Source organism: Chryseobacterium sp. PMSZPI (assembly GCF_002835665.1).
GTDB lineage: Bacteria > Bacteroidota > Bacteroidia > Flavobacteriales > Weeksellaceae > Chryseobacterium.
This window is the reverse complement of the sequence record NZ_PIZV01000061.1, coordinates 1-23,582: the sequence shown is the minus strand read 5'-3', so window position 1 is coordinate 23,582 and position 23,582 is coordinate 1. Positions and strand designations below refer to the sequence as shown.

The window sequence follows — 23,582 nt, the reverse complement described above, 5'->3', positions numbered from 1 at the left end:
ATGGAACTTCCAAAACTGAATTTTCAGGAAACTTTTGATTTTAAATTCAAGAAAGACAAAGATAAGTTTTTTATTTATGATTTGGTTCGTAAAACTTATCTTCTACTCACTCCCGAGGAATGGGTCAGGCAACATTGGATACATTATTATCTTACCGTAAAGTCCTACTCTACATCAGCATTGATTACAGAAAAAAAGATTGTTTTAAATGGTTTAACTAAAAGAATTGATCTCTTAGTTACTGAAAAAACAGAACCCATAATACTCATTGAATGCAAAGCTCCCCAAATCAAATTGACGGAAAAAACATTTGAACAAACCGCCAGATATAACTCCATTATCGGAGCTAAAGAAATTATTCTGACTAATGGACTTCAACATATCAATGCTTATTATGAAGAGGGACAATATCAGTTTTATAGACCACAATAAAGGTATGGAAAACACTAAATACTCTTTATCTTTATAACCACAAACACGAATCTTTCTCGCTTCCGAATTTGCAGGAGTGATAAAAATAACAATATTTATTATGAAAATTAAAAACATCATTTTCGATTTTGGAGGTGTCTTGATGGATTGGAATCCAAGATATTTTTTCAAAGATTACTTCAATGATGATGAAAAAATGGAATATTTCCTTGAAAATGTTGCCCAATCTGAATGGAATGAGGAACAAGACAGGGGAAGAAGTCTTTCAGAAGGAACAGAAATCCAGGTGAAAAAATTTCCGGAATGGGAAAAGGAAATCAGAGCTTATTATGACAATTGGACCATCATGCTGAAAAGTGACATCCCTCAGAATGTTGAAGTCCTTAGAAAATTAAAACAAACGGATTATCAGTTATTCGGATTAACCAACTGGTCTGCAGAAACATTTCCTTATGCTCTGGAAAATTATGATTTCTTTCAAATTTTTGATGGAAAAATTGTGGTCTCCGGAGTTGAAAAACTGATTAAACCCGATCCTAAAATTTGGCATGTTTTATTAACCCGATTTAATATTCAAGCCAATGAGTCTGTTTTTATTGATGATAATCAAAAGAATATTGAAATGGCTCAATCCTTAGGTTTTATTACCATCCATGTTTTACCGGAAACCAATTTAGAACAAGAATTAGTCGGACTGGGCATAAGTATTTAAAACATTGCGTTACAACATATTAAAAATCCCCAATTAAGTTATTTTCATTAATTTAGTTGAGGATTTTTTTATGGCCATTTTGAAAGATCTATGAATATTATTCATCATAATAAAGGACCACAATTATTATAATCACTAATCTACAAAATATGATACGTTCAATCTTATTAACTGCATTTATTATGGTTTCAGGGACATTTTTTAGTCAAAAACTTAAACCAGTTTCTTATCAGGATGGTACACAAAAACTGAATGGTTTAATTACCTCTAATGCTGGGAAGAGACTTCCCGGAGTTGTAATTCTTCCGGCCTGGAAAGGCATTGATGAAGAAGCAAAAACAGCAGCAATAGAACTTGAAAAACAAGGATATATTGCCTTTATTGCTGATATTTATGGTGAAGGGAAAATTCCTTCCAACAATGAGGAAGCTGCCAAAAGTTCAGGATACTATAAACAGAATTATAAAGAATACCAAAAACGGATTTTGCTGGCATTGGAACAACTGAAAAAGAATGGTGCTATTTCTGATAAAACCGCCGTTATTGGATACTGTTTTGGAGGAACAGGAGCTTTAGAAACTGCCAGAGGTGATTTACCCGCTGTAGGTGTTGTTTCTATCCATGGAAGTCTGACAAGAGATCAAAGTAGAAAAAATGAAAAACTCAATGCTAAAATTCTGGTAGAGAATCCTGCTGATGACAAAAGTGTAACACCTGAAGATTACAGCAACCTCATCAAAGAAATGAATGAAGGAAATGCTGACTGGCAAATCATTACTTATGCTCATTCTAAACATACATTCACCGATCCAAAATCACCGGATTATAATGAAATAATGGCCAAAAGAGCTTGGAACCACACCCTCATGTTTTTGAAAGAAATATTGAAATAAATTATCATACTAATATTTCGATGGTTTTCGTTGTATATCCAAAGTTGAATATGAAAAAATTAATCTATTTTCTTTTTGTGGTTTTACTATGTTCTCATTTTGCATTTGCGCAAACGTCTTCTTATGTTCCCACTTCTCAAAACATCAAAGCCCGCGAATGGTTTACCGATTCTAAATTCGGAATGTTTATTCACTGGGGAGTATTCAGTATTCCAGGAAGTGGCGAATGGGTAATGAATGATAGGAATATTACTGTAAACAATTATACAAGACTGGAAAAATTTTTCAATCCCATTGATTTTAATCCTCATGATTGGGTGAGCCTTGCAAAGGCTTCCGGAATGAAGTATATTACCCTGATTACCCGCCATCATGACGGTTTTAGCTTGTGGGATACAAAATATTCTGATTTTAATATCATGAATACTCCCTACAAAAAAGACATTGTAAGAATGATTGCAGACGAATGCCACAAACAAGGTATAAAGTTATTCTTATACTACTCACTCTTAGATTGGCGTAGAAATGATTATTCATATTGGACAGGAAGAACCGGTAAGGGAACCGGAAGAACGGAACGTGGTAATTGGAATGATTATATTCTATTTATGAAAAATCAACTCACCGAACTTCTCACTAACTACGGAAAGATTGACGGAATCTGGTTCGATGGCTATTGGGACCAAATGGATGAGGAAAGCAAAGACAGAAAAGATAACGATGTGCGTGTAGACTGGCATATGCGTGAGCTTTACGATCTTATCCATACACTACAACCTCAATGCATGGTTGGAAACAATCACCATATGAGCCCTTTACCAGGGGAAGATTTTCAATTGTTTGAGCAAGATGTTCCGGGTGAAAACAGTTCTGGTCTGAGCTTTCAAAAGATATCGGATCTTCCTCTTGAAACTTGTGCCACATTAAATAACAGTTGGGGCTTTAATATAACAGATTCCAATTATAAGACTCCTGCCCAAATTGTAAAACTTCTCGTAGGATCGGCCGGAAATGGCGGTAATTTATTATTAAATATAGGCCCTATGCCTAATGGAGAAATCCAATCCGAATTTATTGATCGGTTGAAATGGATGGGAAATTGGTTGAAAACTTACGGACAAAGTATATACGGAACAAAGGGCGGCTATATACGTCCTCAAAAATGGGGAAGCCTTACCCAAACCAACAACAAAATATATGTTCATATCTTACAAAATACAGGAAGTATACACCTTGAAAAATTTCCGTATAAGAAAATTATAAAAGCTTATTTGTTAAAAGATAATTCTTCCATACCGATAGTTTTCAAAAACGGAACGGTTGAGATTCCGGAACTGAGAGTAACTGCAGAAGATCCTGATCAGGTCATTGTATTGGAGGTATCTTAAAAACAAAAGGCGAATGTGCTTACTCGCAAATTCGCCTTTTTTATTGTTAATTATTGTTTAGCTTCCAGCTCCACATCGTATTTTTTCGGAGAATATTTGGTGATAGAACCTGTAGCGGTATCAATTCCAACCCCTATAATCCCACCGAAAAGAATATTAAGCAATGTTACCGGATTAAAAGTCTTTGTAAGTTTTACTTCCTTACTGTTAAAGCCTTCTTTTTCAAATGTAACGGTTTGTTTGCTTAGAGATCTTGGGATTTCAAGTGTACATGGTGTAACACATTTTTCAATTCCTTTATGGAACACTTTAGCCCCTTCAGGATTAGAAGCGAAAGTTATTGAATCCTTAGAACCTGTAAACATGGTAGCACAAGAAGTGGTAGAAAGAATGATTCCTAACGATAATACAATCGATAATTTGTTTTTCATATATTTTAAAAAAGTTATTGTTTTTTTAAGTCCGCGAACTTACAAAATAATTTGAAATAATAAGTATTAAAATTTTGAAAAATGTAGGATTAATGGGCATTAAAAAAGGGCAAATTCGCTGATTCGCAAATTTGCCCTTTCGTTATTTTAACGATTATTCTAATCTACTCCTTCTACTTCCCTGTTTACCAGTTCCATTGAAAATGCAGGTAAACAAATAGCAAGATATTCACAAGCTTCAGAAAATGGATTGCTGTAACGAATTCGTGCTCCTTTTTCGATGAGGATACTTTGCCCTTTCTCAAGAACGACGATCTCACCGTCTATTTCAAATTGCTTTTTCCCGGAAATGATATATGTAAATTCATCAAATTCAGGAGTCTGATGGGGCTCACTCCAATCCGGAGGGGCCACCATATGTGCAATCGAAACATTAGCATTTCCTGTAGAGTTTCCCCAATGTTCTTCAATCAATTTTCCATCTGTGGTAGGCACGACAAACGGAGATTGTTGGATTTTATATTTTTTCATACCCAATCTTCTTTCTTGATTTCGTATACAAAATTAGTTCTTGTGGGTTCAGCAAAATAAGCGACCTCTTCTTCTGCAATTTTTTTACCTCCAAGCCTTTCTAAAGCTATTTGCGAACGATAGTTTTCTTTTCCGATATGAAAATGAACCTTGTCTACAAACTGAAAGATGTAATCCAGCATCAGCTTCTTTACTTTCGGATTGATCCCTTTACCCCAGGATTTTGTCCCGTAGAATGTATATCCTATAAAAATATGATTGTCTTTTTCATCATAGTTATAGTAACGGCTGCTTCCCAGTACATCTCCGGTAGCTTTCTCTATGATTTTAAAAGCACCTTTGCTTTCCATAGCTCCCTGAAAAAAACTTTCGAAAACCTCTTTCTTGTAGCGGTCTTTGTTGGGATGTTGTTCCCATACTTTCGGGTCTGAAGCTACTTCATATAAAGATTCAAAATCCCCTTGTTGTAAGGGGATTAATTGAAATTCGTCATTCTCTAAAACAGGCTGAACAGAAAAATTCATTGCTTAGCTTTTTTTAGTGGAATCAGATTCTATTTTCTTGATTTCCTTCAATTTATCAGAAATCTTGATTACCGTATCTAATTTTGATGGTTTTAACGGAACCTCTGCCTGCATATAATCCCATTTCAATACCAGGTTGGCTGAGTTTTCATCAGTTGGATTCAACGTAATTTCAAACCATTCCTGTTTGTCTGCTAATTTATTGACAGGTACAGTAACGTCTACTACATCCTGTTTTGGATCATAAGTATAGGCTCCCCATTGCTGGAAATCTTTATTTAATATTACTTTCCATTCTTTTTCTGTAGGAACAATAAATAGTCCATATGTTCCTGCCTGAACAATTTTACCCCCGAAGTTAATGGCTTGTCCAAATGTAATTTTTGTAGATGAGTTAGCTCCCGCTCTCCAAATCTGACCGTAAGGAACCAGATCTCCAAAAATTTTACGACCTTTCACTCCTGGTCTTCCATAATCGATAGAGATTTTAGACATAGAAAATTGTTGTTCCACCTTCTGGCGCGGACTTGCCGCCGGTACCGAATAATCTTGTGCAAAACTGAATGCCGAAACTGAGATGCAAACTGCTGCTAGTAATTTTTTCACGTGTAAATTTTTGTTTAAAATTACGAAATTCAAAACAAAATTGCTTTCTCCAATTCCAATAATTTTTGTTTTCTCCAGATGCCCCCTGCGTAGCCAACCAATTCTCCATTTGAACCAATCACCCTATGACAGGGAATTAAAATCGCAATTTTATTAATCCCATTGGCTGTTCCTACCGCCCGTATAGCTTTGGGATTCCCTAAAAATTCGGATTGTTGTCTATAGGTTCTGATTTCTCCCATTGGAATTTCACGAAGAAGCTGCCATACTTTTTCCTGAAACTCTGTCCCGGTGGTGAATAATGGAACATCAAATTGTTTTCGCCTCCCTTCAAAATATTCTTTTAATTCCTTTTCCAGTTGGTTAAAAAGAACATGTTCTTTCTCAACAATTTCTGCATTCAGGAATTTTGATAAGGATTTGAATTGTTTCTCTATATTTTTCCTATCGGTGAATTCAAGGAGGCAGATCCCCTGATCTATAGCACAAGCGATCATTTCTCCAAGTGGTGTTTGTATTGTTTTTTGGTGTATAATTTCCATTGGTTTAAAAATACTATTTTTCCGAATTCAGGTATTAATTTTCAGATTCCAAAGATAATGGGTAATTTTAAAGCCTTAAACACTAATCACCAAATATGCTCAAAAAAACAAGTGCTCTCTTCCTATTTTCTGCCGGACTTTTCTACTCACAGGCTCAACAAATTATTCCTTTTAGAATCACAAAACACAATAACATTATTGTAAAAACACTGGTTAATAAAAAAGATTCATTGGATCTGATGTTTCAAATTGCCATGAAAGAAGGAGCCATCTCTCCTGAACATAAGCAAAAAGCAGATCATATCATTTTCAATAAGGATGAAACAAGTGACCATAATACGGTTGACATCGGAAAATTATCCTTTAAAGAGGTTCAATTTCTAGACAATCAACTCACGGGTCAAGAAGCAGATGGTAAAATTGGAACAGTTCTTTTTGACGGAAAATCCTTTAAAATTGATTATGATCATAACCAATTTGTAATGTATGATAAACTTCCTGATTTAAAAGGTTACCAACCTATTCCTGTTCTTTGGAAACAGGATACATTTTACCTTATGGTGGATAATGTTATTGATGGAAAAAAACAACAGGAAGGATACTTTGCCCTGCAATCAGGATATTCGGGAGGAATATTGTACAGCAACGATTTTGCAGAAGAGAAAGAGCTGGAGAAAAAATTAAAAATCATCGGAGAAAAAACGTTGAAAAACTCTAAAGGACAAAGTCTTATTACAAAACAGGGAATTCTCCCCTTCTTTAAACTGGGAGATTTTGTATTTAAAGATATGTCCGTAGGTTTCTTTTCCGGAGAGCTTAAGACACAAAATGTAAGCTACTTTGGTGCAGACATGCTTCGAAGATTCATCTGGATCTTTGATGCCGAAAGAAAAACAGCCTATATTAAACCGAGCAAATATTTCTCCGAACCTTATTACAAAATCAATTAAACCATACAGATCAATAAAATTTATGAAGAAGAAAGTTATGATTGCCTTAGCACTTTTATCCTTACCACTGATAATCATTAGTTGCAAAAAAGAGGAAAAAACAACAACACCTGCTACAACAAATGTTTCCAGTGACGCTGTAAAAGCAACAAAACCAGTTGATGAAATAGATTATAAAAATTTCAATATTTTTGATGTTACGACTATTTCTTCCGGACAAAATAATGAACTTGCAGATGTCTTTATTTCTGTTTCTGATATCAATAATAATCCCAATGTTATTTCATCAGACTTTTTGAAAAAACAGAAACAAATGTTTTTTGAACAATTAAAGTACCTGGAACTGGACGCTGAACACAGAAATAAACTACTTTCCGGAATTCACCTTACAGAAAATGATTCTCTTTATCTCTTTAATTATGAGTTGAACAAACTTCAGAAAACACCCATCAGCAAGTTAAAAGCTGTTGCTTATCTGGATGTATATGCTTCTGAAGGTGAAGATATAGACGCTGGCTCTTATATGGTTGGATTTCAAATTGAATCAAAGAAAAAAATAGCAGACTATGACCAATTCCATAATGCTATTGCTTATTTTGGAAATAAAAATCCATTTGTTGAAAATAAAATGAAGCCGATCAAATGGGAAAAGTCAGGTCCTGATATTTCTAAAAAATATTTTGCAGGTTCAAAACTTACTTACGGACAAACCTTTCAGTCCAAATATGAGAACCTTACTTATTATCTACAGGAATTGCTTGAGGATGAAATGGTTTTGGAACGCAGGCTTATCGTCATCAACGACCATCATCAAAAAATATTTGAAACAACCTATACCACTGCAGGCAGCGATGGTGCAGAGTTTTATCCGTTGAATGGTGATAATAAAGATAACCCCAATAATTTTCAATGGACAGGTTATCTTTTTAAAGGAAAGCCTCCTGTTACTTTCGGATTTATTGCTCCTTCTTTCGGATGCCCTTCTATTTTGTTTTTAGATAAGAAAGAGAAACCATTGAAGATCAATTGTGATAACAGGCACTAAAAAGTTTGAAGCTAGGAAAGCTGAGGTTGCAAAGAAAGCTGAGGAGACTGAAAACATCTTTAGATAAGTTTACACGACCACATAGAAAAAGACTGTCTCCTACATTTGATAATACAAATATATGAGACAGCCTCTTTTTTATTTTATAAAACATTCCATTGACTTTAGCCAAAATCTACTCTCATAGAAAAAAATAGATTATTCATTTGCATATAATAAGCACGCTTATTATATTTGCACTTATAAAATTAACATCATGTGGACAAAATCTTATTCAGTAACAACAAAAGAAGTGACCAAAGAACAAATCTGGAAACTAACAACAGATATTGATCATTGGAAAAATTGGGATGAAACCGTTGAAGATTCTAAATTATTGGGAGAATTTAAGGTAGGTGAATATTTTATGCTAAAACCAAAAGGGGGACCAAAAGTTAAGATCAAACTTGTAGAAATAATCCCATTCAAAAAGTTTACAGACCAAACTTCATTTCCGTTGGCGAAAATGTATGGTGAACATTTTTATGAAGAAACAGAAGATGGGTTAAAAATTACTGTGACCATGACTATGAAAGGGTTACTTTCAAAAATATGGATAAAATTAGTGGCTAATGATATTGTGAAAAGCCTGCCTGAAGATATTATCAATCAAATAAAAAATGCAAAAAAATTATGAGAAAATTCTGGATTGCTTCCTTATCAAAAGAACACACATTGCTTGGTATTGCAGGAAAATTCATACAAGTTTGCCATGGAAAAAAAACGCCTTTACAGCGGATGAAAAAAGGAGATTCCATTTTGGTATATTCGTCTAAAATAAAAATGAATAGTACAGAAAAATTACAGCTTTTTACAGCAATCGGTACTGTAACAGATGATATTGTTTATCCATTTCAAATGACCGAAACATTTATTCCTTTTCGAAGAAATATAGAATTTTATGATTGTAAAGAATGCTCAATCATTCCGCTTATTGATAAGCTAGACTTTATTGAAAATAAAAAATTCTGGGGTTATCCTTTTCGATACGGACATTTTGAAATTTCTGAAAAAGACTTTAATTTAATCGCTTCAAATATGCTTTAAAAATGAATTCGAAAGATAATACATTCAGTGTGAAAAAAGCTGAAGATAGTAGTGGCTTTTTGTTGTGGCAAGTTACCAACCTTTGGCAAAGAGAAATAAAGAAAATATTATTACCTTTTGATTTAACACACTCTCAGTTTGTGATTTTAACCAATACCCATTGGCTAACCTTACAAAAAAAAGAAGTCACACAAATAATTTTATCTCAACATACGAAAATTGACCCAATGACAACTTCCCAGGTCGTAAGAACCTTGCAAAAAAAGGAGCTTATCAGTCGAGAAGAACATAAAACTGATACCAGAGCCAAAACCATTGGAATGACAGAAAAAGGAAAAGCAACAATAAAAAAGGCCGTTATTGCTGTTGAAAAATTTGATAAAGAATTTTTCTCAACCCTTAAAGCAGCACAAAAAGATTTTAACAAAAATCTTTTGACTTTACTTAAAAACACCGATGATTAAAAAACAAAGAGGCTGTTTCCTATGTTTATATTATAAAATGCAGGAAGCGGCCTCTTTGGTATCATTATTTAAATTTAATTCCCATCCAAAGTTTATCTAACTTTAGGATAAAGCTTATTTTTAAGATTGATAAAATACGTTTCGGCCTCTTTAAAATCATTGCTTTTCATGAATTTGAGCACCACATTCAAATAGGTTTCCGAGGGAATAAATTCTGTACCTAATTTGTCAGACAGTTTTTTATATTCTTCCTCAAGCAGCTTCGGATTTTTGGCAAGTTGTTTAATGTCTGTTCTGAAACCTTTAAATATAAATTTCAAAGCCTCATAATTACCCGGATACGAAACTGTACCATGAGTTTCTCCCTTGAAAAAACTATGTTTATAATTCAATGAACCATTTTTCTCAACAATTCCTTTAAATTCTTCAATAGCCTGAGTCATATCTGAATTCCAATTTTTCTGTTGCTCCTCATTATCTGCCTGGGAAACATACAATGATTTTTGGGAAGGAAATTTTTTATACTTTTCTAAATAATCATTTGTTCTTGCAATCGTCACTTTATTATCCCACCATAAACTCGGATCATTGGCCACATAAGCATCGAAATAATCCGGATGCATAAGGAAGGTATTGATCGCAAATAAACCTCCGAAAGAATGCCCTACCAATACAGAATACTCTTGTGTTCTGTAATTTTTTTTGATAAATGGCTTCAATTCTTCCTGAATAAATTTTACAAAGTTTTCACTTCCTCCGCTGTCTGCAAAAAGAGTCAGTGTTGGATTTACAGGACTTTTCTTTTGAGATTTTGTTGGGGTAAGATCTCTTGTTCTTTCCGTATTTTTTATTCCCACTACAATGCATTCGGGAATATCGGCATAAGGAGTTCTGGCTATAAAATCAGTCAGTCCGGTAAAATATTCGAAATTATTTTCTCCGTCCAGCAAATAGATAACCGGATATTTTGCAGGATTAATGGTTGTATCAGTGTATGTTTTGGGAAGATGAATCCAGATTTCCCTATTTTCATTTAAAACTTTTGAAAATATGCTATGCTTCTCTCCTATTGTTAATTTCTCCTGTGCCTTACCCACTGTAAAAAGCAAGAATATGGGCAGATATAAAAATTTAAACCATTTGTTCATGATGTTCCTCTTTTCTGTGTTGATGAATATTTTTGATTTCTTTTGTTTTTTTGGATGATTTATTCCTTCTTCCCCACCAGATCAGAAAGCCGGTAATAGGAAGACTCGAACAAATAATACCGATGATAAAAGTGAATATTTTCCCAAACATTCCACCCCAATAACCTACATGCAGATCGAAATTCATATGCTCAATGACTTCATGCATCAGAACTTCTTTGGGATAATTGATTTCGTCTCCTGTGTACTTATTGATTTCCCTGCTTTTACCGTCTACAATACTTTTTAATCCTATAAATTTTGCAGCAACCACATTGTAAACCGTTGTAGAATCCTTTCGTGGTATACTCATCCTGATTTGTTTTGCTTCCGGAACTTCTTTGAAATTCCTGTCTATAAAATCAGTAAAAGACAAAGCTTTCTTATCCGGATCAAACTTAGGTTCATATTTTTCAGTGATCTTATGAGGATCCGGAATTCCTCCAAAAGTTTGTTGGGTAAGATCCGTTAAAACCTTATATGCCATAATCAATCCGGTAATGGTAATAAATACTGCCGGCAGTAAAGAATAAAAACCGAAAACATTATGAAAATCATAGTTCTTTCTTCTCCACTTAGTTCCTGATTTTATTTTAAATGCTGTTGTTCTTGTCGTCTTATTCCATTTTTTTGGCCACCAAAGGATCAAACCGCCAATTAATTGGATAAAAAAGATGATTGAGGCTACTCCTACTACCGTTTTTCCAAATTTTCCTGCCAGTAACTGAGCGTGTATGTGTGCTACGACATAGAAAAATTCATAGCTCTTTGTGGAACCCAACACTTTTCCGGTATATGGATCAAGATAATGATATGCAAATATTCCTCTTGGACCGCGACCTTTATCTTTAGGTTTTTCAGCCTTTTTGGCATCCTTATCTTTCGGTGGTTTGGTTGCCGAGGCTATTCTGAAACTTCTGTTGACCTCTTTATAAGTATCAAAATAAAAGGCTTTCCTGTCCGGAACCTGTCTTTGAAATTGAGCTAATAATTCTTCCGGAGTCATTTTTTTTGCATTAGCCGGAACCTGAACATATTTGGCATTGCCACCACATAAATCGATGATTTCATCACAAAAGACAAAGGCTGTTCCTGAAAGAGTGACGGTCAGTACAATAATTCCTGAAACGAGCCCAAGCCAAAGATGTAACCATCCGGTAATTCTCTTCGTCAGGGATTTCCCTTGTTTTTTCTTTGGGTTAGTTTTTTTGTTTTCCATATCTGATGATCGAGTTGTCTAATTCCTGGAAATGCAACGGTATACTTTTTTTAATTGCCACGAATACGCGAACTTATTGTTAATTCGTGGCAAAAAATATTGGATTAGTATTTACAGAAAACCTCTAACTTGAGCAAAAGCTGTAATATTTTGCATCTTACAACGGCTTCCTATTTCAAAACTCTTAATACCTTTGCATTCTCCAACCCACTAGACATACTTCTTTTAAGATTTTTGTTTTATAATTAAAATTTGAAAGCAAAATTGGCCAGAATCTCTCTTGGTTTTTGTGGCTGACCATAGAAATTCCAATACATTTGATTCAAAGCGTTATTCATCTTCAAACCAATTCTGTATTTTTTCTTATCATAGAAAACAGTAGCTCCAACAGTTGTATACGCCGGGGCCAGGAAATGATTGATGATATTAATATACGATTGATCTACAAAATTAAATCCGGCACCAAAGCCTAATCCTTCATACGCTCCATCCATAATTTTGTAACTGGTCCATAGATTGGCAACATGCTTAGGCGTCCAGGCAAGTCTTTTTCCACTGTCTTTACTTCGATCGTCATATTTGTTATCGTTGTAACCGTAACCAGCCACGATATTCCAGCCTTTAACAGGATTGGCAATAAGTCCGATTTCTACTCCCTGACTTTTAATATTTCCATCCTGAATGCTTCCTATTCCACCCGGATCAGCTACCAATCTGTTTTTAACATTCAGATTATAATAGCTTATTGTTGTCAGTAATTTTTTATTAAAAAGATCCAATTTAAAACCGGCTTCAACCTGATTCCCTTGTTCCGGGTCCCATTTTGTTAAAACTCCGGCTTCATTAAGGGATGGCGCATAATTTTTAAAACCATTTACGTAATTGGCAAAAAATGAAATTTCATTTTTTACAATCTCATAAACCAAACCGAATTTTGGAGAAAATTGGGTCTGTTTATAACCTGAAACTTTATTTTCAGGATATCCGTTTTTAGTAGAAATTTCAACCCCATTCACAATGGTATCATCATTTTTGTAACTGTCTACCCTTAAGCTAGCCATAACAAGGAGGTTATCCGTAATATTTAATACATCAGAAACATAACCACTTATTGTTCTGAAGGTAGCAATATCTGATTCTGTTGATTTTCTCGCAGTATTTCGGAACTTATTTCTTGAGATTGGATCCCATGCAGAATTGCTATCAAGATTTACTTTATCATAAGGCATAAAAACATTACTATATCCATTGGCTTCATAGTAAGGATATTGATACTTTGAGGTTTGCTGGAAATAATCTATTCCCACCACCAGACGGTTTCTTAAATTTCCTATTTTAAAATCTCCAATAAAGTTTTGTTGAATATTATCTGTCGTAATTTTATAGCTATCGAACGGACGAATCATTCTTTCAACCTGGTTATTGTTCAAATATCTAAGAACTAAAAAAATGGATTCATTTTCATTGGCTTCCCCTCTTTGATAAGATGTTCTTGAAGTCCAACGATCATTGAATGTATGGGTAACTTCAGCCATTGTCACAAAATTGGTTCTTTTTGAACCGATGTCATTACTTGTAAAGGCTCTCTTATAGGCCACTTCCAGATCCTTCATGGAATGATAGCTTAGCCTTTCTGAATTTCTTACATAAGCATTCAATGTTTTTTCAGGGGCATGGAATTCTGTATCCAGTGTTACAGTGGTTTTATCGCTCACTTTGTATATAATACTTCCTGAAAAGAAGAGTCCTTTGTTGTAACCGGCATCCTGAAAAGAGTCTTGGGAATAAGCTGCGACATTAAATCTTGCCAAGGCTGTTTTTTCTTTATTTAAAGGAGTATTCACATCTGCAGTAATTCTGTTCATTCCCCAGCTTCCGGTTGTATAATTAATAATTCCGCCGAAGTTTTCCTGTGGCTTTTTAGTCACAACATTCACTACCCCGCCATAATTGGCCATCGTTCCTCCAAATAAGGTTCCGGATGGTCCTTTAATTACTTCTACTCTTTCAATATTAGCTATTTCCGATTGTACCCTTGGATTTTGGGTAAGCCCGTTTCTGAAGGTTGCATTAGAACTGAAACCACGCATAAAAATATCATTTCCACTATCATTCACACTGTTATTCACCACTATTCCTGGCGCTGAGGCCAGAGCTGTATTAAAATCAATAGCATTCATTTCGCTAATAATTTCTTTGGGAACAAGATTGTACACTGTAGGATTCTCAAGGTTTTCTAAAGGCAGTCTTGCTACGGATTCTGATTTTTTAGTTCGGTAATTTTGAGTTCCTTGGAGAGATACCGACTGAATTTCAGCCACTTTAATGGTATCAACTTCCTGAGCGCTCACCATAGATACGGCTAATAGAGCTGCAGAAATAATTGTTCGTCTCATGTTATAATTTAAGTTTAGTTCTGCAAAACTATTTTATTTTTATTAATTCTAAATAAAAACATGATACAAATCATGAAAATTCTTAAATAAAAAGATCCATAAATAAAGGGTTTCCGAATTTTCGGAAACCCTTTGTGATTCATTAAAGTTAATTATTCTTTAAAATTAATTTATCTCATGTCTGCTAAAGCCTATCTTATTACTTTGTTTACCAAATTCAAGATCCAAATCTTGTATCATGCTGTTAAATTCTGATTCATTTATTACTTCCATCTTCTTTAACCATTGGAAGTTATTATATTGATTTTCATAATTCAATTTAGAATTTACTCTTCCATAATTTTCAATTAAATACTTATTTCTCTGATAAAACATATTGGCAATAAAATCATTGACACCTGAATTATTTGGACTTTTCTTATAAATTTTGATAAACTGATTATTTACAATATTTATTTTCCAAACATTTTCAGTAGAGATCAATGCAATGATTAATAAAATTGTCCCAATTATTGCCCAAACAATAGATGCTTCACCTTCAACAGTTTGATCTCCCTCAATAAATCTCCAATAATAAACGGCACTCGATAATAAATAAAAAAATATAGAAAACCCCAAAATCACAAAATTATTCTTTTTTATATCATATTTATTTGGAAGAATATTTTCATAACTAATATCAAACTCGTTTTTATTTCCAAAATACTGTGTCTTTATATGAATTTTAGAATTCTGAAGTTCTATAGTTTGTTTTTTAAATAAATTTTTCTGTGATAATTTCATTAGATAAGAAAATCTTAGAGTAAAAACGGTGAATTAAAAGTAGAACTATATCACTGCACCAGCCATCATAGACATATAATAATTGGCACAATGTAATGCAATGATTAGCAGTACTTCTTTATTGGAAAATGTTTCAAAATTTTCTGTGGTGGCTATTTGATATTCATAGTTCATGATACTCCACTTCAGATGAGATTTTACAACTAAAAGTTCTGTTCCTTCTACATCAGTAAGGACAAATGATTCTTTAAAGATTCCCCGGTGTTTAAAAAGATAACCGTTCTTTATCTCATTAAAATAAGTCTGTATAACAATCTCACCATTCCAGTTCATTCTGAATTTTAAAAGAGCCTTTTCTCCATCTTTCAACTCAATTGTTGTTCCCCAAATACCTTTTGGCTCAACCTGATAGCTTATATTATTTAAAAGTTCTATAACAGCATTGAATTGAAACCAACTTTTATAAGTGAGCTTTCCAATGAACTGATGGTCTCTTGTAACCTCAAAAGCTAGAGAACTGCTTGATTTTGCGTAATATTCTGCCATGGTTGTTTTTAGTTTGGTGCAATTTTATCAGTTTTTAAATATTGCTATCGGACTGGTATTTATAACGCTCTAATTTATAAATAATTCAGTAAAAAAAATAATACTGTTTTTAATCAAAGCCAGATCCTTATTTTTGTATCACTTCACTTAAATATTTCCAGTGTATTATTCAAAAAATTACAGAACAATTATTTCGTTAGATGCGCAATCAATTCAACCTCCACTCTGGCTGAAGGCATATACAGTCGTTGTATTTGTACCCAGGTTGCTGCAGGAAAGTCTTTTTTGTAAAATTTTTTCCTGATGTAGTTCAATTTTTTCATTTTATCCATATCTGTTGTAAACAGGTTTTCTTTCACAACATTTTCAAAAGTTGCTCCGAAGCTCGCCAGAGAAGCTTTTAAATCATTATAAACAGATGTAATGCCTTCGGGAGTTAATTCACTTGTTACAGCTCCTGAGATGTATAAAATATTATCAACTTTTAATACCTGTGTGTAACCTGCAATAGTGTCTTGTTTAGCTTTATTGTTGTTCCAATGCCATTTTTCTTTTTTTATTTTTGATTCCTGTGAAAAAGTTTTACAGAAAAAGAGGAAAAAAGAAAGTAATATAAGATGTCGCATAATTGTTATTTTTATAAAGTTTTCCAAAAGATTCCACTACCATTTTAGATAAGGTCATGTTTAAAAAATCAATCTATAAATATTGAACTTTCCATCAATTAATCTAAAATGAATTCGCTCACTAATTTAAAATTTTTAAGCAGATAATGTTAAAAAAATGGTTCATTAAACATTTTTGTGCATCATTCTTTTCAAACCTAACAGGTTTCTAAAACCTGTTAAGTTTAGTAGTTTATAGTATTCAAAAATAAAACCCGCAAGTTTTCTTGCGGGTCATATACTATTTATTTTTTCGAAATTACATCGTCTCCATTTTGAAGCTCATGCTTTCGATTACTTTTAAGATGGCTTCTACTGTATCCATTGATGTTAAACAAGGTACCCCGTTTTCCACACTCATCCTTCTGATCTGGAATCCGTCTCTTTCAGCTTGTTTACCTTTTGTAGTAGTATTTACAACGTACTGAACTTTCCCTTTCTGGATCAGGTCGATAAGATTTACATCTTCTTCTCCGATTTTGTATCCGATTTTGCAAGGGATTCCTTTTTCTTCAAAGAATTTTGCGGTTCCTTCCGTAGCCCAGATTCTGAATCCTACTTCATGGAATCTTGCTGCCAGATCAGCTGCTTCTTCTTTATGCTTGTCTGCCACTGTGAACAAGATAGATCCGTGCATCGGAACTTTTCTTCCTGCTGCTACCAATCCTTTGTAAAGGGCCTTTTCAAGCGTTGTATCTTTCCCCATAACCTCTCCTGTAGACTTCATTTCAGGGCCTAGAGAGATGTCAACTTTCGTTAGTTTAGAGAAAGAGAATACAGGTACTTTTACGAATACACCTTCTTTATTTGGAACCAGTCCGTGTTCGTATCCAAGATCTTTCAGTTTTTGTCCTAAGATTGCTTTTGTAGCAAGGTTTGCCATCGGAACTTCCGTGATTTTAGATAAGAAAGGAACTGTTCTTGAAGAACGTGGGTTAACCTCGATTACATATACATTTCCTTCGAAAAGAACGTACTGGATGTTCATTAATCCGATAACATTCAGTCCTTTTGCCAATCTCTTCGTGTAGTCTACCAAAGTGTCGATTTCGCTTTGGGAAATATTCTGTGGTGGATATACCGCGATAGAGTCTCCGGAGTGAACTCCTGCTCTTTCGATATGTTCCATAATTCCAGGAATCACTACTGTTTCACCGTCGCAGATTGCATCTACTTCGATTTCCTTTCCTACCATGTATTTGTCAACCAAAACAGGGTGTTCAGGGCTTGCATCTACTGCATGCTCCATATAGTAAGCCAGCTCTGCTTCTGCGTATACAATTTCCATTGCTCTACCTCCAAGAACGTAGCTTGGACGAACCAATACCGGGTAACCGATTTCGTTGGCAATTTTGATCGCTTCTTCTTTTGAAGTGGATGTTCTTCCTTTTGGCTGAGGAATTCCCATTTCCTGAAGTGCTTTTTCAAATTTATCTCTGTTTTCAGCTCTGTCAAGATCTTCCAGTGAAGTTCCTAAGATCTGTACTCCATGAGAGGCTAATTTATCGGCAAGGTTGATCGCTGTCTGTCCTCCGAACTGTACGACTACTCCTTTTGGTTTTTCAAGCTCAATGATGTTCATTACATCTTCTTCCGTAAGTGGTTCGAAGTATAATTTATCAGAGATAGAGAAGTCTGTAGAAACTGTTTCAGGGTTGTTGTTGATGATGATCGCTTCGTACCCCATTTCTTTAATTGCCCAAACTGAGTGAACCGTTGCATAGTCGAATTCAACCCCTTGTCCGATTCTGATAGGTCCTGACCCTAAAACGATGATCTTTTCTTTATCAGAAACTACACTTTCGTTTTCTTCTTCGTAAGTTCCGTAGAAGTATGGTGTTTCACTTTCGAATTCTGCGGCGCAGGTGTCTACCATTTTATAAACAGGCATTACTCCATTTTCTTTTCTGAAGTTGAATACTTCTCTTTGTGATACTTCCCAAAGGTGAGCGATATTCAAGTCTGCAAAACCTAATCTTTTAGCTTCGATTAATGTTTCTTTATCGAATTTATTGGCAGCAATTACTTTTTCGAAGTCAACTAACTTTTTAAGTTTCCAGATGAAGAATTTATCGATTTTACTCCATTCTACAATTTGTTCCCAGTCATATCCTCTTCTTAAAGCATCTCCGATGATGAATAATCTTTCGTCATCACAGACTCTGATTCTTCTTTCGATTTCTTCAGCAGTTAATGCCTGGGCTTGTTTTGTTTTTAATCCAAGGTGTCTGATTCCTGTTTCTAATGAACGGATTGCTTTCTGTAGAGATTCTTCAAGATTTCTACCAATCGCCATTACTTCCCCGGTTGCTTTCATCTGAGTAGAAAGTCTTCTGTCTGCTGTTTCGAATTTGTCGAATGGGAATCTTGGGAATTTTGTTACCACGTAGTCAAGAGCCGGCTCAAAGCATGCGTATGTTTTTCCTGTTACCGGGTTCATGATTTCATCAAGCGTTAACCCTACCGCAATTTTTGCAGCGATTTTTGCAATCGGGTACCCTGTTGCTTTTGATGCTAAAGCTGATGAACGGGAAACTCTTGGGTTTACCTCAATGATATAATAGTCGAACGAGAGTGGATCTAAAGCCAACTGTACGTTACATCCTCCCTCAATACCTAAGGCTCTGATGATTTTTAAAGAAGCATTTCTCAACAACTGATACTCTCTGTCTGAAAGGGTCTGAGAAGGTGCTACTACGATAGAGTCTCCGGTGTGAACTCCTACCGGGTCAATATTTTCCATGTTACAAACTACAATCGCGTTGTCGTTTGCATCACGCATTACTTCGTACTCAATTTCTTTGAAACCTGCGATTGATTTTTCGATAAGACACTGTGTCACCGGGCTGTGTTTTAGTCCCAATTCAGCAATTTCTTTTAACTCTACTTCTGTAGAAGCGATACCACCTCCGGTACCACCCATGGTAAAGGCAGGACGAACAATCACCGGATATCCGATATTATCGGCAAAAGCAAGAGCACCTTCTACCGTATTGACAATATCTGATTCTGGAACCGGCTCATTCAGTTCTCTCATCAACTCACGGAAAAGGTCTCTGTCTTCAGCTCTGTTGATCGCAGAAAGCTTAGTTCCCAATACTTCTACTTTGCATTCTTCAAGGATTCCTGATTTTTCCAACTCAACTGCCATATTTAGACCCGTCTGCCCTCCAAGGGTTGGTAGTAATGCATCCGGACGTTCTTTTCTGATGATGTGGCTTACAAACTGTAATGAAATCGGCTCGATATATACTTTATCAGCGATTTCCACATCTGTCATGATTGTTGCAGGGTTTGAGTTGATCAAAATTACCTTGTAGCCTTCTTCTTTTAAAGACAGACAAGCCTGCGTTCCTGCGTAATCAAATTCAGCTGCCTGCCCGATGATGATTGGTCCTGAACCGATTACTAAAATTGTTTTTATATCTGTACGTTTTGCCATTTTTCTTTTTTTAGATACAAGATGTTAGATGTCAGATTTCAGACTTCCAACAGGATGTTTTACTTTTTTAAATTAGATTTGAATGTATAAATCATTCTTTGAATTTCATTCAGATTTGATATTAAACCATTGACTTTTTCTGCTTCAAGTAAATTTAATTCTCTGGTTAAAAGTAATTGTGTCTGTAACTCAAAAGAGGATGCATTTGCTATTCCGAGAAAATGATAAAACTCTCTATCATTATTTCTCCCTGCTCCTTCGGCTATATTTGAAGGAATAGAGATTACAGACCTTTTAATTTGAGAAATCAAACCAAACTTTTCATCTTCAGGTAACTCTGCACAAATGATATAAACCTGTTTTGCAAGTTCTATAGATTTCTGCCAAAAAACCAATTTTTCAAAATTATGCATGATAAAGTCTGTTATCTGATGTCTAATATCTGAAGTCTTTACTTTTTAAAGTCCTCCATCAATTGAATGAACTCATCAAACAGGTAGTTTGCATCTTCAGGACCAGGGCTTGCTTCCGGGTGATACTGAACAGAGAAACAAGGGTGGATTTTGTGTTTTAATCCTTCGTTGGTTCTGTCGTTCAAAGCGATGTGTGTTTCGATAAGGTCTGTTCCTTTCAAACTTTCCTGATCTACTGCATATCCATGGTTTTGGGAAGTGATGGCTACTGTATTTTTCTCTAAATCTAATACAGGGTGGTTTCCTCCTCTGTGTCCGAATTTCAGTTTAAATGTTTTTGCGCCACAAGCAAGACCGATTAACTGGTGTCCTAAACAGATTCCGAAGATTGGAACTTTTCCTAATAGTCCTCTGATCATGTCTAAAGCGTGTGGTACATCTTCCGGGTCACCAGGACCGTTTGACAGCATGATTCCGTCCGGGTTCATCAATAAGATTTCTTCAGCTGTAGTATCCTGAGAAACTACGATGATATCACAGTTTCTTTGAGATAATTCTCTGATAATTCCCAGTTTTGCCCCGAAATCTACCAGCACTACTTTGAAACCTCTGTTTGGGTTGGCATAAGGTGTTTTTGTAGAAACTTCTTCCACCTGATTGGTTGGGAAGTTGGTTCCTTTCAGTTCTGTGGCAACTGCTGCTTCATCAGCGTCAGCATTCACGATTTTTCCTTTCACAACTCCTGAATTACGAAGAATTCTTGTCAGTCTTCTCGTGTCAATTCCTGAAATTCCTGAAAGGTTTTTCTTTTTAAACAATTCATCTAAAGTGATCTGAGTACGGAAGTTGGAAGGAAGATCGCAAAGTTCTTTTACGATAAGCCCTTTGATTGCCGGCTCGATACTTTCATAATCATCACGGTTAATACCATAATTTCCGATCAGCGGATAGGTCATACAAACAATCTGACCACAGTAAGACGGGTCAGAAATCAATTCCTGATATCCTGTCATTCCGGTATTGAAAACTACTTCTCCTGCAGTTTCCAAATCTGCTCCGAAACCTTCTCCATGAAACACTTCACCGGACTCCAGTATTAATTTTTTCTTCATTTTTTCTATTTAGATTTTCTATTTTTTTATTAACAGGTCGCCCCTACGGGGCTTTGGATGGTTATATCCTTTTATTTCTATGGGTTTCACCCATTGCTATTAGCAGGTCGCTCCTACGGAGCTCGCTATTTGTTTGTTTTTACCAATTCACCACGATGGGCTCACTGGCTATTAGCAGGTCGCCTCTACGAGGCTCTTTGGTTCTTTTCTTTTGCTCTTATTTAAAAGTATAACCTTTGCTTTCTAACGCCTCCTTTAAAATGGCCATTCTTGCGAAGACTCCGTTTTGCATTTGTTTAAATACTCTTGATCTTTCACATTCTACAAGGTCTGAATCTATTTCCACTCCTCTGTTGATCGGTGCCGGGTGCATAATGATGGCTTCTTTTTTCATTACGTGTTCTCTTTCTTTAGTCAGGCCATATCTTTTATGATATTCTGAAGCGGTAAAGCTCATGGCAGCATCATGTCTTTCATGCTGGATTCTTAATAACATCAGAACATCTACTTCACCGATCAATTCATCTACTGACATATAAGTTCCGTTGATCAGGGCTCCTTCGTCAAACCATTGTTCCGGTCCTGAGAAGTATACTTTTGCACCCAATCTTCTTAAAGCTTCTGCATTAGAGTTTGCTACACGGCTATGTTTTACATCTCCTACAATCCCTACTTTTAATCCTTCAAATGTTCCGAATTCCTGATAGATGGTCAGCAAATCCAGCATACATTGCGAAGGGTGATTTCCCGTTCCATCTCCTCCGTTGATCACAGGAATATTAATATTTTTTAATTCTTCAAAGTATCTGTCTTTCTTATCGCGGATCACGACTAAGTTGACTCCGATACTTTCAATCGTTTTCACCGTATCATAAAGACTTTCTCCTTTGTTTACCGAACTGTGAGAAGCATCAAAAGGAACAACCTGTAGTCCCAGTTTTCTTTCTGCAAGATCAAAACTTGTTTTCGTTCTTGTGCTGTCTTCGAAGAAAAGGTTTGAGCAAAAAACTTCTCCTTCAATTTTGGCAGTTTTACCGTTTGCAAAAGCCAGTGCTTCTGTCAGTATACTGTTGATTCTCTCGGTGCTTAGTTCTGTAATCGTAAACATAATTCTTATTTTTGGGCATAAAAAAAGCGAAGACAACTATCTTCGCTTAATAACAATAAATATCGTAAAGGGCGCTTTCGCCCGGTAAATCTAATGATATAAATGCTTTTTTATTCATTAGGTGCAAAGATACAACAATTTTATGAACCTGCAAAAATTAAGTTTAAAATAAATTAAAAACTTCGGGATTTCCTTATTCTCATTTAAAATTAATATTTTTGTTACAACTCAAATCAGTTCTATGGATTTAAAAGACAAAATGATTCTCAGCATTATTCAGGAAAATTCTACATTATCAGTAAAGGAAATATCCGAAAAGATAGGTCTTACCTTTACTCCAACGTATGAAAGGATCAAGCAACTGGAGAAGCAGGGGATCATTGAAAAATATGTAGGTCTTTTAAACCGTGAAAAACTGGGTCTGAATATTGTTGTCTACTGTAATGTGCGTCTTAAGGAGCAATCCAAAAAAGTATTGGAAACTTTTGAGAAACACATCGGAAAGTATGACGAAGTACAGGAAATCATCAGTCTTTCCGGAGAGTACGATTATATGTTGAAGATTATCGCCAAAGACATTAATTCTTACAATGAATTTGCGGTGAATGTTATTTCAAACCTTCCCAACATCGGGCAATACCATAGTTCCATCGTGCTTCATGAAGTGAAAAAGTCTACTAAATTCAAAATCGATCTGGAGTAATCTTTTATTTTAAACCATTAAGATTCTTTAAGCAAATAAGTAAGAATTCGCAAGCGAATTAAAAAAGTACATCCTTTTATATGTTATATGATATATTTTTTTGATTTGCTGAAAATCTCTGATTTTCTTGCGCCTTAAAACAGTATATATAATTATTCCTTGCGCCTTTGCGCTTGCCAACAGTAAAATTATTTTTTCACGTTTATACAAAATTTTTGTTAGAATAACGCAAGGACGCTAAGGTTTTTTAGCAAGCTTCATTTTTTAAGGCGCAAGGATTTTATCTTCGATAAAATTTGTGAGGGGCATATTGATTTGCCACGAATGCCTTTAGATTTGCAAAAGGATTTAGTAATAAATTAGATATTAATTAAATTCTGAAGAACCAGAGAAAATAAAGTGAA

At 35.0% G+C, this 23,582-nt stretch carries 25 protein-coding genes; 10 read left to right on the top strand and 15 right to left on the bottom strand.

The genetic code is table 11. The features are described 5' to 3' along the window. The 4 genes from CW752_RS12450 to CW752_RS12435 all read left to right on the top strand — a co-directional run bounded on the left by CW752_RS12450 (window position 1) and on the right by CW752_RS12435 (window position 3,425). Window positions 1-432, top strand: a complete 432-nt coding sequence (locus tag CW752_RS12450; RefSeq protein WP_101240039.1) for a type I restriction enzyme HsdR N-terminal domain-containing protein — start codon at window positions 1-3, stop codon at window positions 430-432. A gap of 100 nt (window positions 433-532) precedes the next feature. Next, window positions 533-1,144: an HAD family hydrolase gene (locus CW752_RS12445; protein ID WP_101240038.1), complete on the top strand. Its 612-nt coding sequence runs from the start codon at window positions 533-535 to the stop codon at window positions 1,142-1,144. Window positions 1,145-1,293: 149 nt separating this feature from the next. Further along, window positions 1,294-2,037, top strand: a complete 744-nt coding sequence (locus CW752_RS12440) for a dienelactone hydrolase family protein (RefSeq protein WP_101240037.1) — start codon at window positions 1,294-1,296, stop codon at window positions 2,035-2,037. Between the two features lie 50 nt (window positions 2,038-2,087). After that, window positions 2,088-3,425 (top strand): alpha-L-fucosidase, encoded by a 1,338-nt coding sequence (locus CW752_RS12435; RefSeq protein ID WP_101240046.1) that lies wholly within the window; start codon window positions 2,088-2,090, stop codon window positions 3,423-3,425. Window positions 3,426-3,475: 50 nt separating this feature from the next. On the opposite strand, the gene CW752_RS12430 is transcribed toward CW752_RS12435, so the two are convergent. The 5 genes from CW752_RS12430 to CW752_RS12410 all read right to left on the bottom strand — a co-directional run bounded on the left by CW752_RS12430 (window position 3,476) and on the right by CW752_RS12410 (window position 6,059). Then, the gene (locus CW752_RS12430) at window positions 3,476-3,856 is read right to left on the bottom strand and encodes a PEGA domain-containing protein (RefSeq protein ID WP_101240036.1); all 381 of its coding nucleotides are present in this window, start codon (window positions 3,854-3,856) and stop codon (window positions 3,476-3,478) included. A gap of 159 nt (window positions 3,857-4,015) precedes the next feature. After that, window positions 4,016-4,387: a cupin domain-containing protein gene (locus CW752_RS12425; protein ID WP_101240035.1), complete on the bottom strand. Its 372-nt coding sequence runs from the start codon at window positions 4,385-4,387 to the stop codon at window positions 4,016-4,018. Then, a complete protein-coding gene (locus CW752_RS12420) occupies window positions 4,384-4,911 on the bottom strand; it encodes a GNAT family N-acetyltransferase (protein ID WP_101240034.1) in 528 nt (175 codons plus the stop codon). The genes CW752_RS12425 and CW752_RS12420 overlap by 4 nt, the downstream gene beginning before the upstream one ends. A 3-nt stretch (window positions 4,912-4,914) precedes the next feature. Next, window positions 4,915-5,517: a DUF2911 domain-containing protein gene (locus CW752_RS12415; protein ID WP_101240045.1), complete on the bottom strand. Its 603-nt coding sequence runs from the start codon at window positions 5,515-5,517 to the stop codon at window positions 4,915-4,917. 29 nt (window positions 5,518-5,546) lie between these two features. Continuing rightward, window positions 5,547-6,059 carry a methylated-DNA--[protein]-cysteine S-methyltransferase gene (locus CW752_RS12410; RefSeq protein ID WP_101240033.1) on the bottom strand — a complete coding sequence of 171 codons (513 nt, stop codon included), beginning with the start codon at window positions 6,057-6,059 and terminating at the stop codon, window positions 5,547-5,549. A 95-nt stretch (window positions 6,060-6,154) separates the two neighbouring features. On the opposite strand from CW752_RS12410, the gene CW752_RS12405 reads away from it, so the two are divergent. From CW752_RS12405 to CW752_RS12385, 5 genes are all read left to right on the top strand, one after another. After that, window positions 6,155-7,009 (top strand): hypothetical protein, encoded by an 855-nt coding sequence (locus CW752_RS12405; protein WP_101240032.1) that lies wholly within the window; start codon window positions 6,155-6,157, stop codon window positions 7,007-7,009. A 22-nt stretch (window positions 7,010-7,031) separates the two neighbouring features. Beyond that, a complete protein-coding gene (locus tag CW752_RS12400; protein WP_133121688.1) occupies window positions 7,032-8,054 on the top strand; it encodes a hypothetical protein in 1,023 nt (340 codons plus the stop codon). A 256-nt stretch (window positions 8,055-8,310) separates the two neighbouring features. Next, a complete protein-coding gene (locus CW752_RS12395; RefSeq protein ID WP_101240030.1) occupies window positions 8,311-8,730 on the top strand; it encodes an SRPBCC family protein in 420 nt (139 codons plus the stop codon). After that, window positions 8,727-9,140 carry an EVE domain-containing protein gene (locus CW752_RS12390; protein WP_101240029.1) on the top strand — a complete coding sequence of 138 codons (414 nt, stop codon included), beginning with the start codon at window positions 8,727-8,729 and terminating at the stop codon, window positions 9,138-9,140. Before CW752_RS12395 ends, CW752_RS12390 begins: the two co-directional genes overlap by 4 nt. A 29-nt stretch (window positions 9,141-9,169) precedes the next feature. Continuing rightward, window positions 9,170-9,604, top strand: a complete 435-nt coding sequence (locus tag CW752_RS12385) for a MarR family winged helix-turn-helix transcriptional regulator (protein ID WP_228401744.1) — start codon at window positions 9,170-9,172, stop codon at window positions 9,602-9,604. Window positions 9,605-9,696: 92 nt separating this feature from the next. Here CW752_RS12385 and CW752_RS12380 read toward each other — a convergent pair whose 3' ends face one another. From CW752_RS12380 to CW752_RS12335, 10 genes are all read right to left on the bottom strand, one after another. Next, complete coding sequence (locus CW752_RS12380; RefSeq protein WP_101240027.1) at window positions 9,697-10,752, bottom strand: alpha/beta hydrolase; 1,056 nt, start codon at window positions 10,750-10,752, stop codon at window positions 9,697-9,699. After that, window positions 10,736-12,010, bottom strand: a complete 1,275-nt coding sequence (locus tag CW752_RS12375) for a PepSY-associated TM helix domain-containing protein (protein WP_101240026.1) — start codon at window positions 12,008-12,010, stop codon at window positions 10,736-10,738. Before CW752_RS12375 ends, CW752_RS12380 begins: the two co-directional genes overlap by 17 nt. 245 nt (window positions 12,011-12,255) lie before the next feature. Next, on the bottom strand, window positions 12,256-14,406 hold the full coding sequence (locus CW752_RS12370; protein ID WP_101240025.1) for a TonB-dependent siderophore receptor: 2,151 nt from the start codon (window positions 14,404-14,406) through the stop codon (window positions 12,256-12,258). Window positions 14,407-14,571: 165 nt separating this feature from the next. After that, entirely contained in the window at window positions 14,572-15,189 is a 618-nt protein-coding gene (locus CW752_RS12365; protein WP_101240024.1) for a hypothetical protein, read from the bottom strand. A 45-nt stretch (window positions 15,190-15,234) separates the two neighbouring features. Further along, window positions 15,235-15,735, bottom strand: coding sequence for a hypothetical protein (locus tag CW752_RS12360; protein WP_101240023.1), 501 nt, complete (start codon window positions 15,733-15,735; stop codon window positions 15,235-15,237). A 188-nt stretch (window positions 15,736-15,923) separates the two neighbouring features. Continuing rightward, window positions 15,924-16,361 (bottom strand): RidA family protein, encoded by a 438-nt coding sequence (locus CW752_RS12355; protein WP_101240022.1) that lies wholly within the window; start codon window positions 16,359-16,361, stop codon window positions 15,924-15,926. Window positions 16,362-16,659: 298 nt separating this feature from the next. After that, window positions 16,660-19,842, bottom strand: a complete 3,183-nt coding sequence (gene carB / locus CW752_RS12350) for a carbamoyl-phosphate synthase large subunit (protein ID WP_101240021.1) — start codon at window positions 19,840-19,842, stop codon at window positions 16,660-16,662. 59 nt (window positions 19,843-19,901) lie between these two features. Further along, the gene (locus CW752_RS12345) at window positions 19,902-20,255 is read right to left on the bottom strand and encodes a four helix bundle protein (RefSeq protein ID WP_101240020.1); all 354 of its coding nucleotides are present in this window, start codon (window positions 20,253-20,255) and stop codon (window positions 19,902-19,904) included. 38 nt (window positions 20,256-20,293) lie between these two features. Further along, the gene (locus CW752_RS12340; RefSeq protein ID WP_101240019.1) at window positions 20,294-21,367 is read right to left on the bottom strand and encodes a carbamoyl phosphate synthase small subunit; all 1,074 of its coding nucleotides are present in this window, start codon (window positions 21,365-21,367) and stop codon (window positions 20,294-20,296) included. A gap of 217 nt (window positions 21,368-21,584) precedes the next feature. Then, window positions 21,585-22,475 (bottom strand): aspartate carbamoyltransferase catalytic subunit, encoded by an 891-nt coding sequence (locus tag CW752_RS12335; RefSeq protein ID WP_027372718.1) that lies wholly within the window; start codon window positions 22,473-22,475, stop codon window positions 21,585-21,587. A 241-nt stretch (window positions 22,476-22,716) separates the two neighbouring features. On the opposite strand from CW752_RS12335, the gene CW752_RS12330 reads away from it, so the two are divergent. Continuing rightward, a complete protein-coding gene (locus CW752_RS12330) occupies window positions 22,717-23,178 on the top strand; it encodes an Lrp/AsnC family transcriptional regulator (RefSeq protein ID WP_101240018.1) in 462 nt (153 codons plus the stop codon). Window positions 23,179-23,582: the final 404 nt, after the last annotated feature.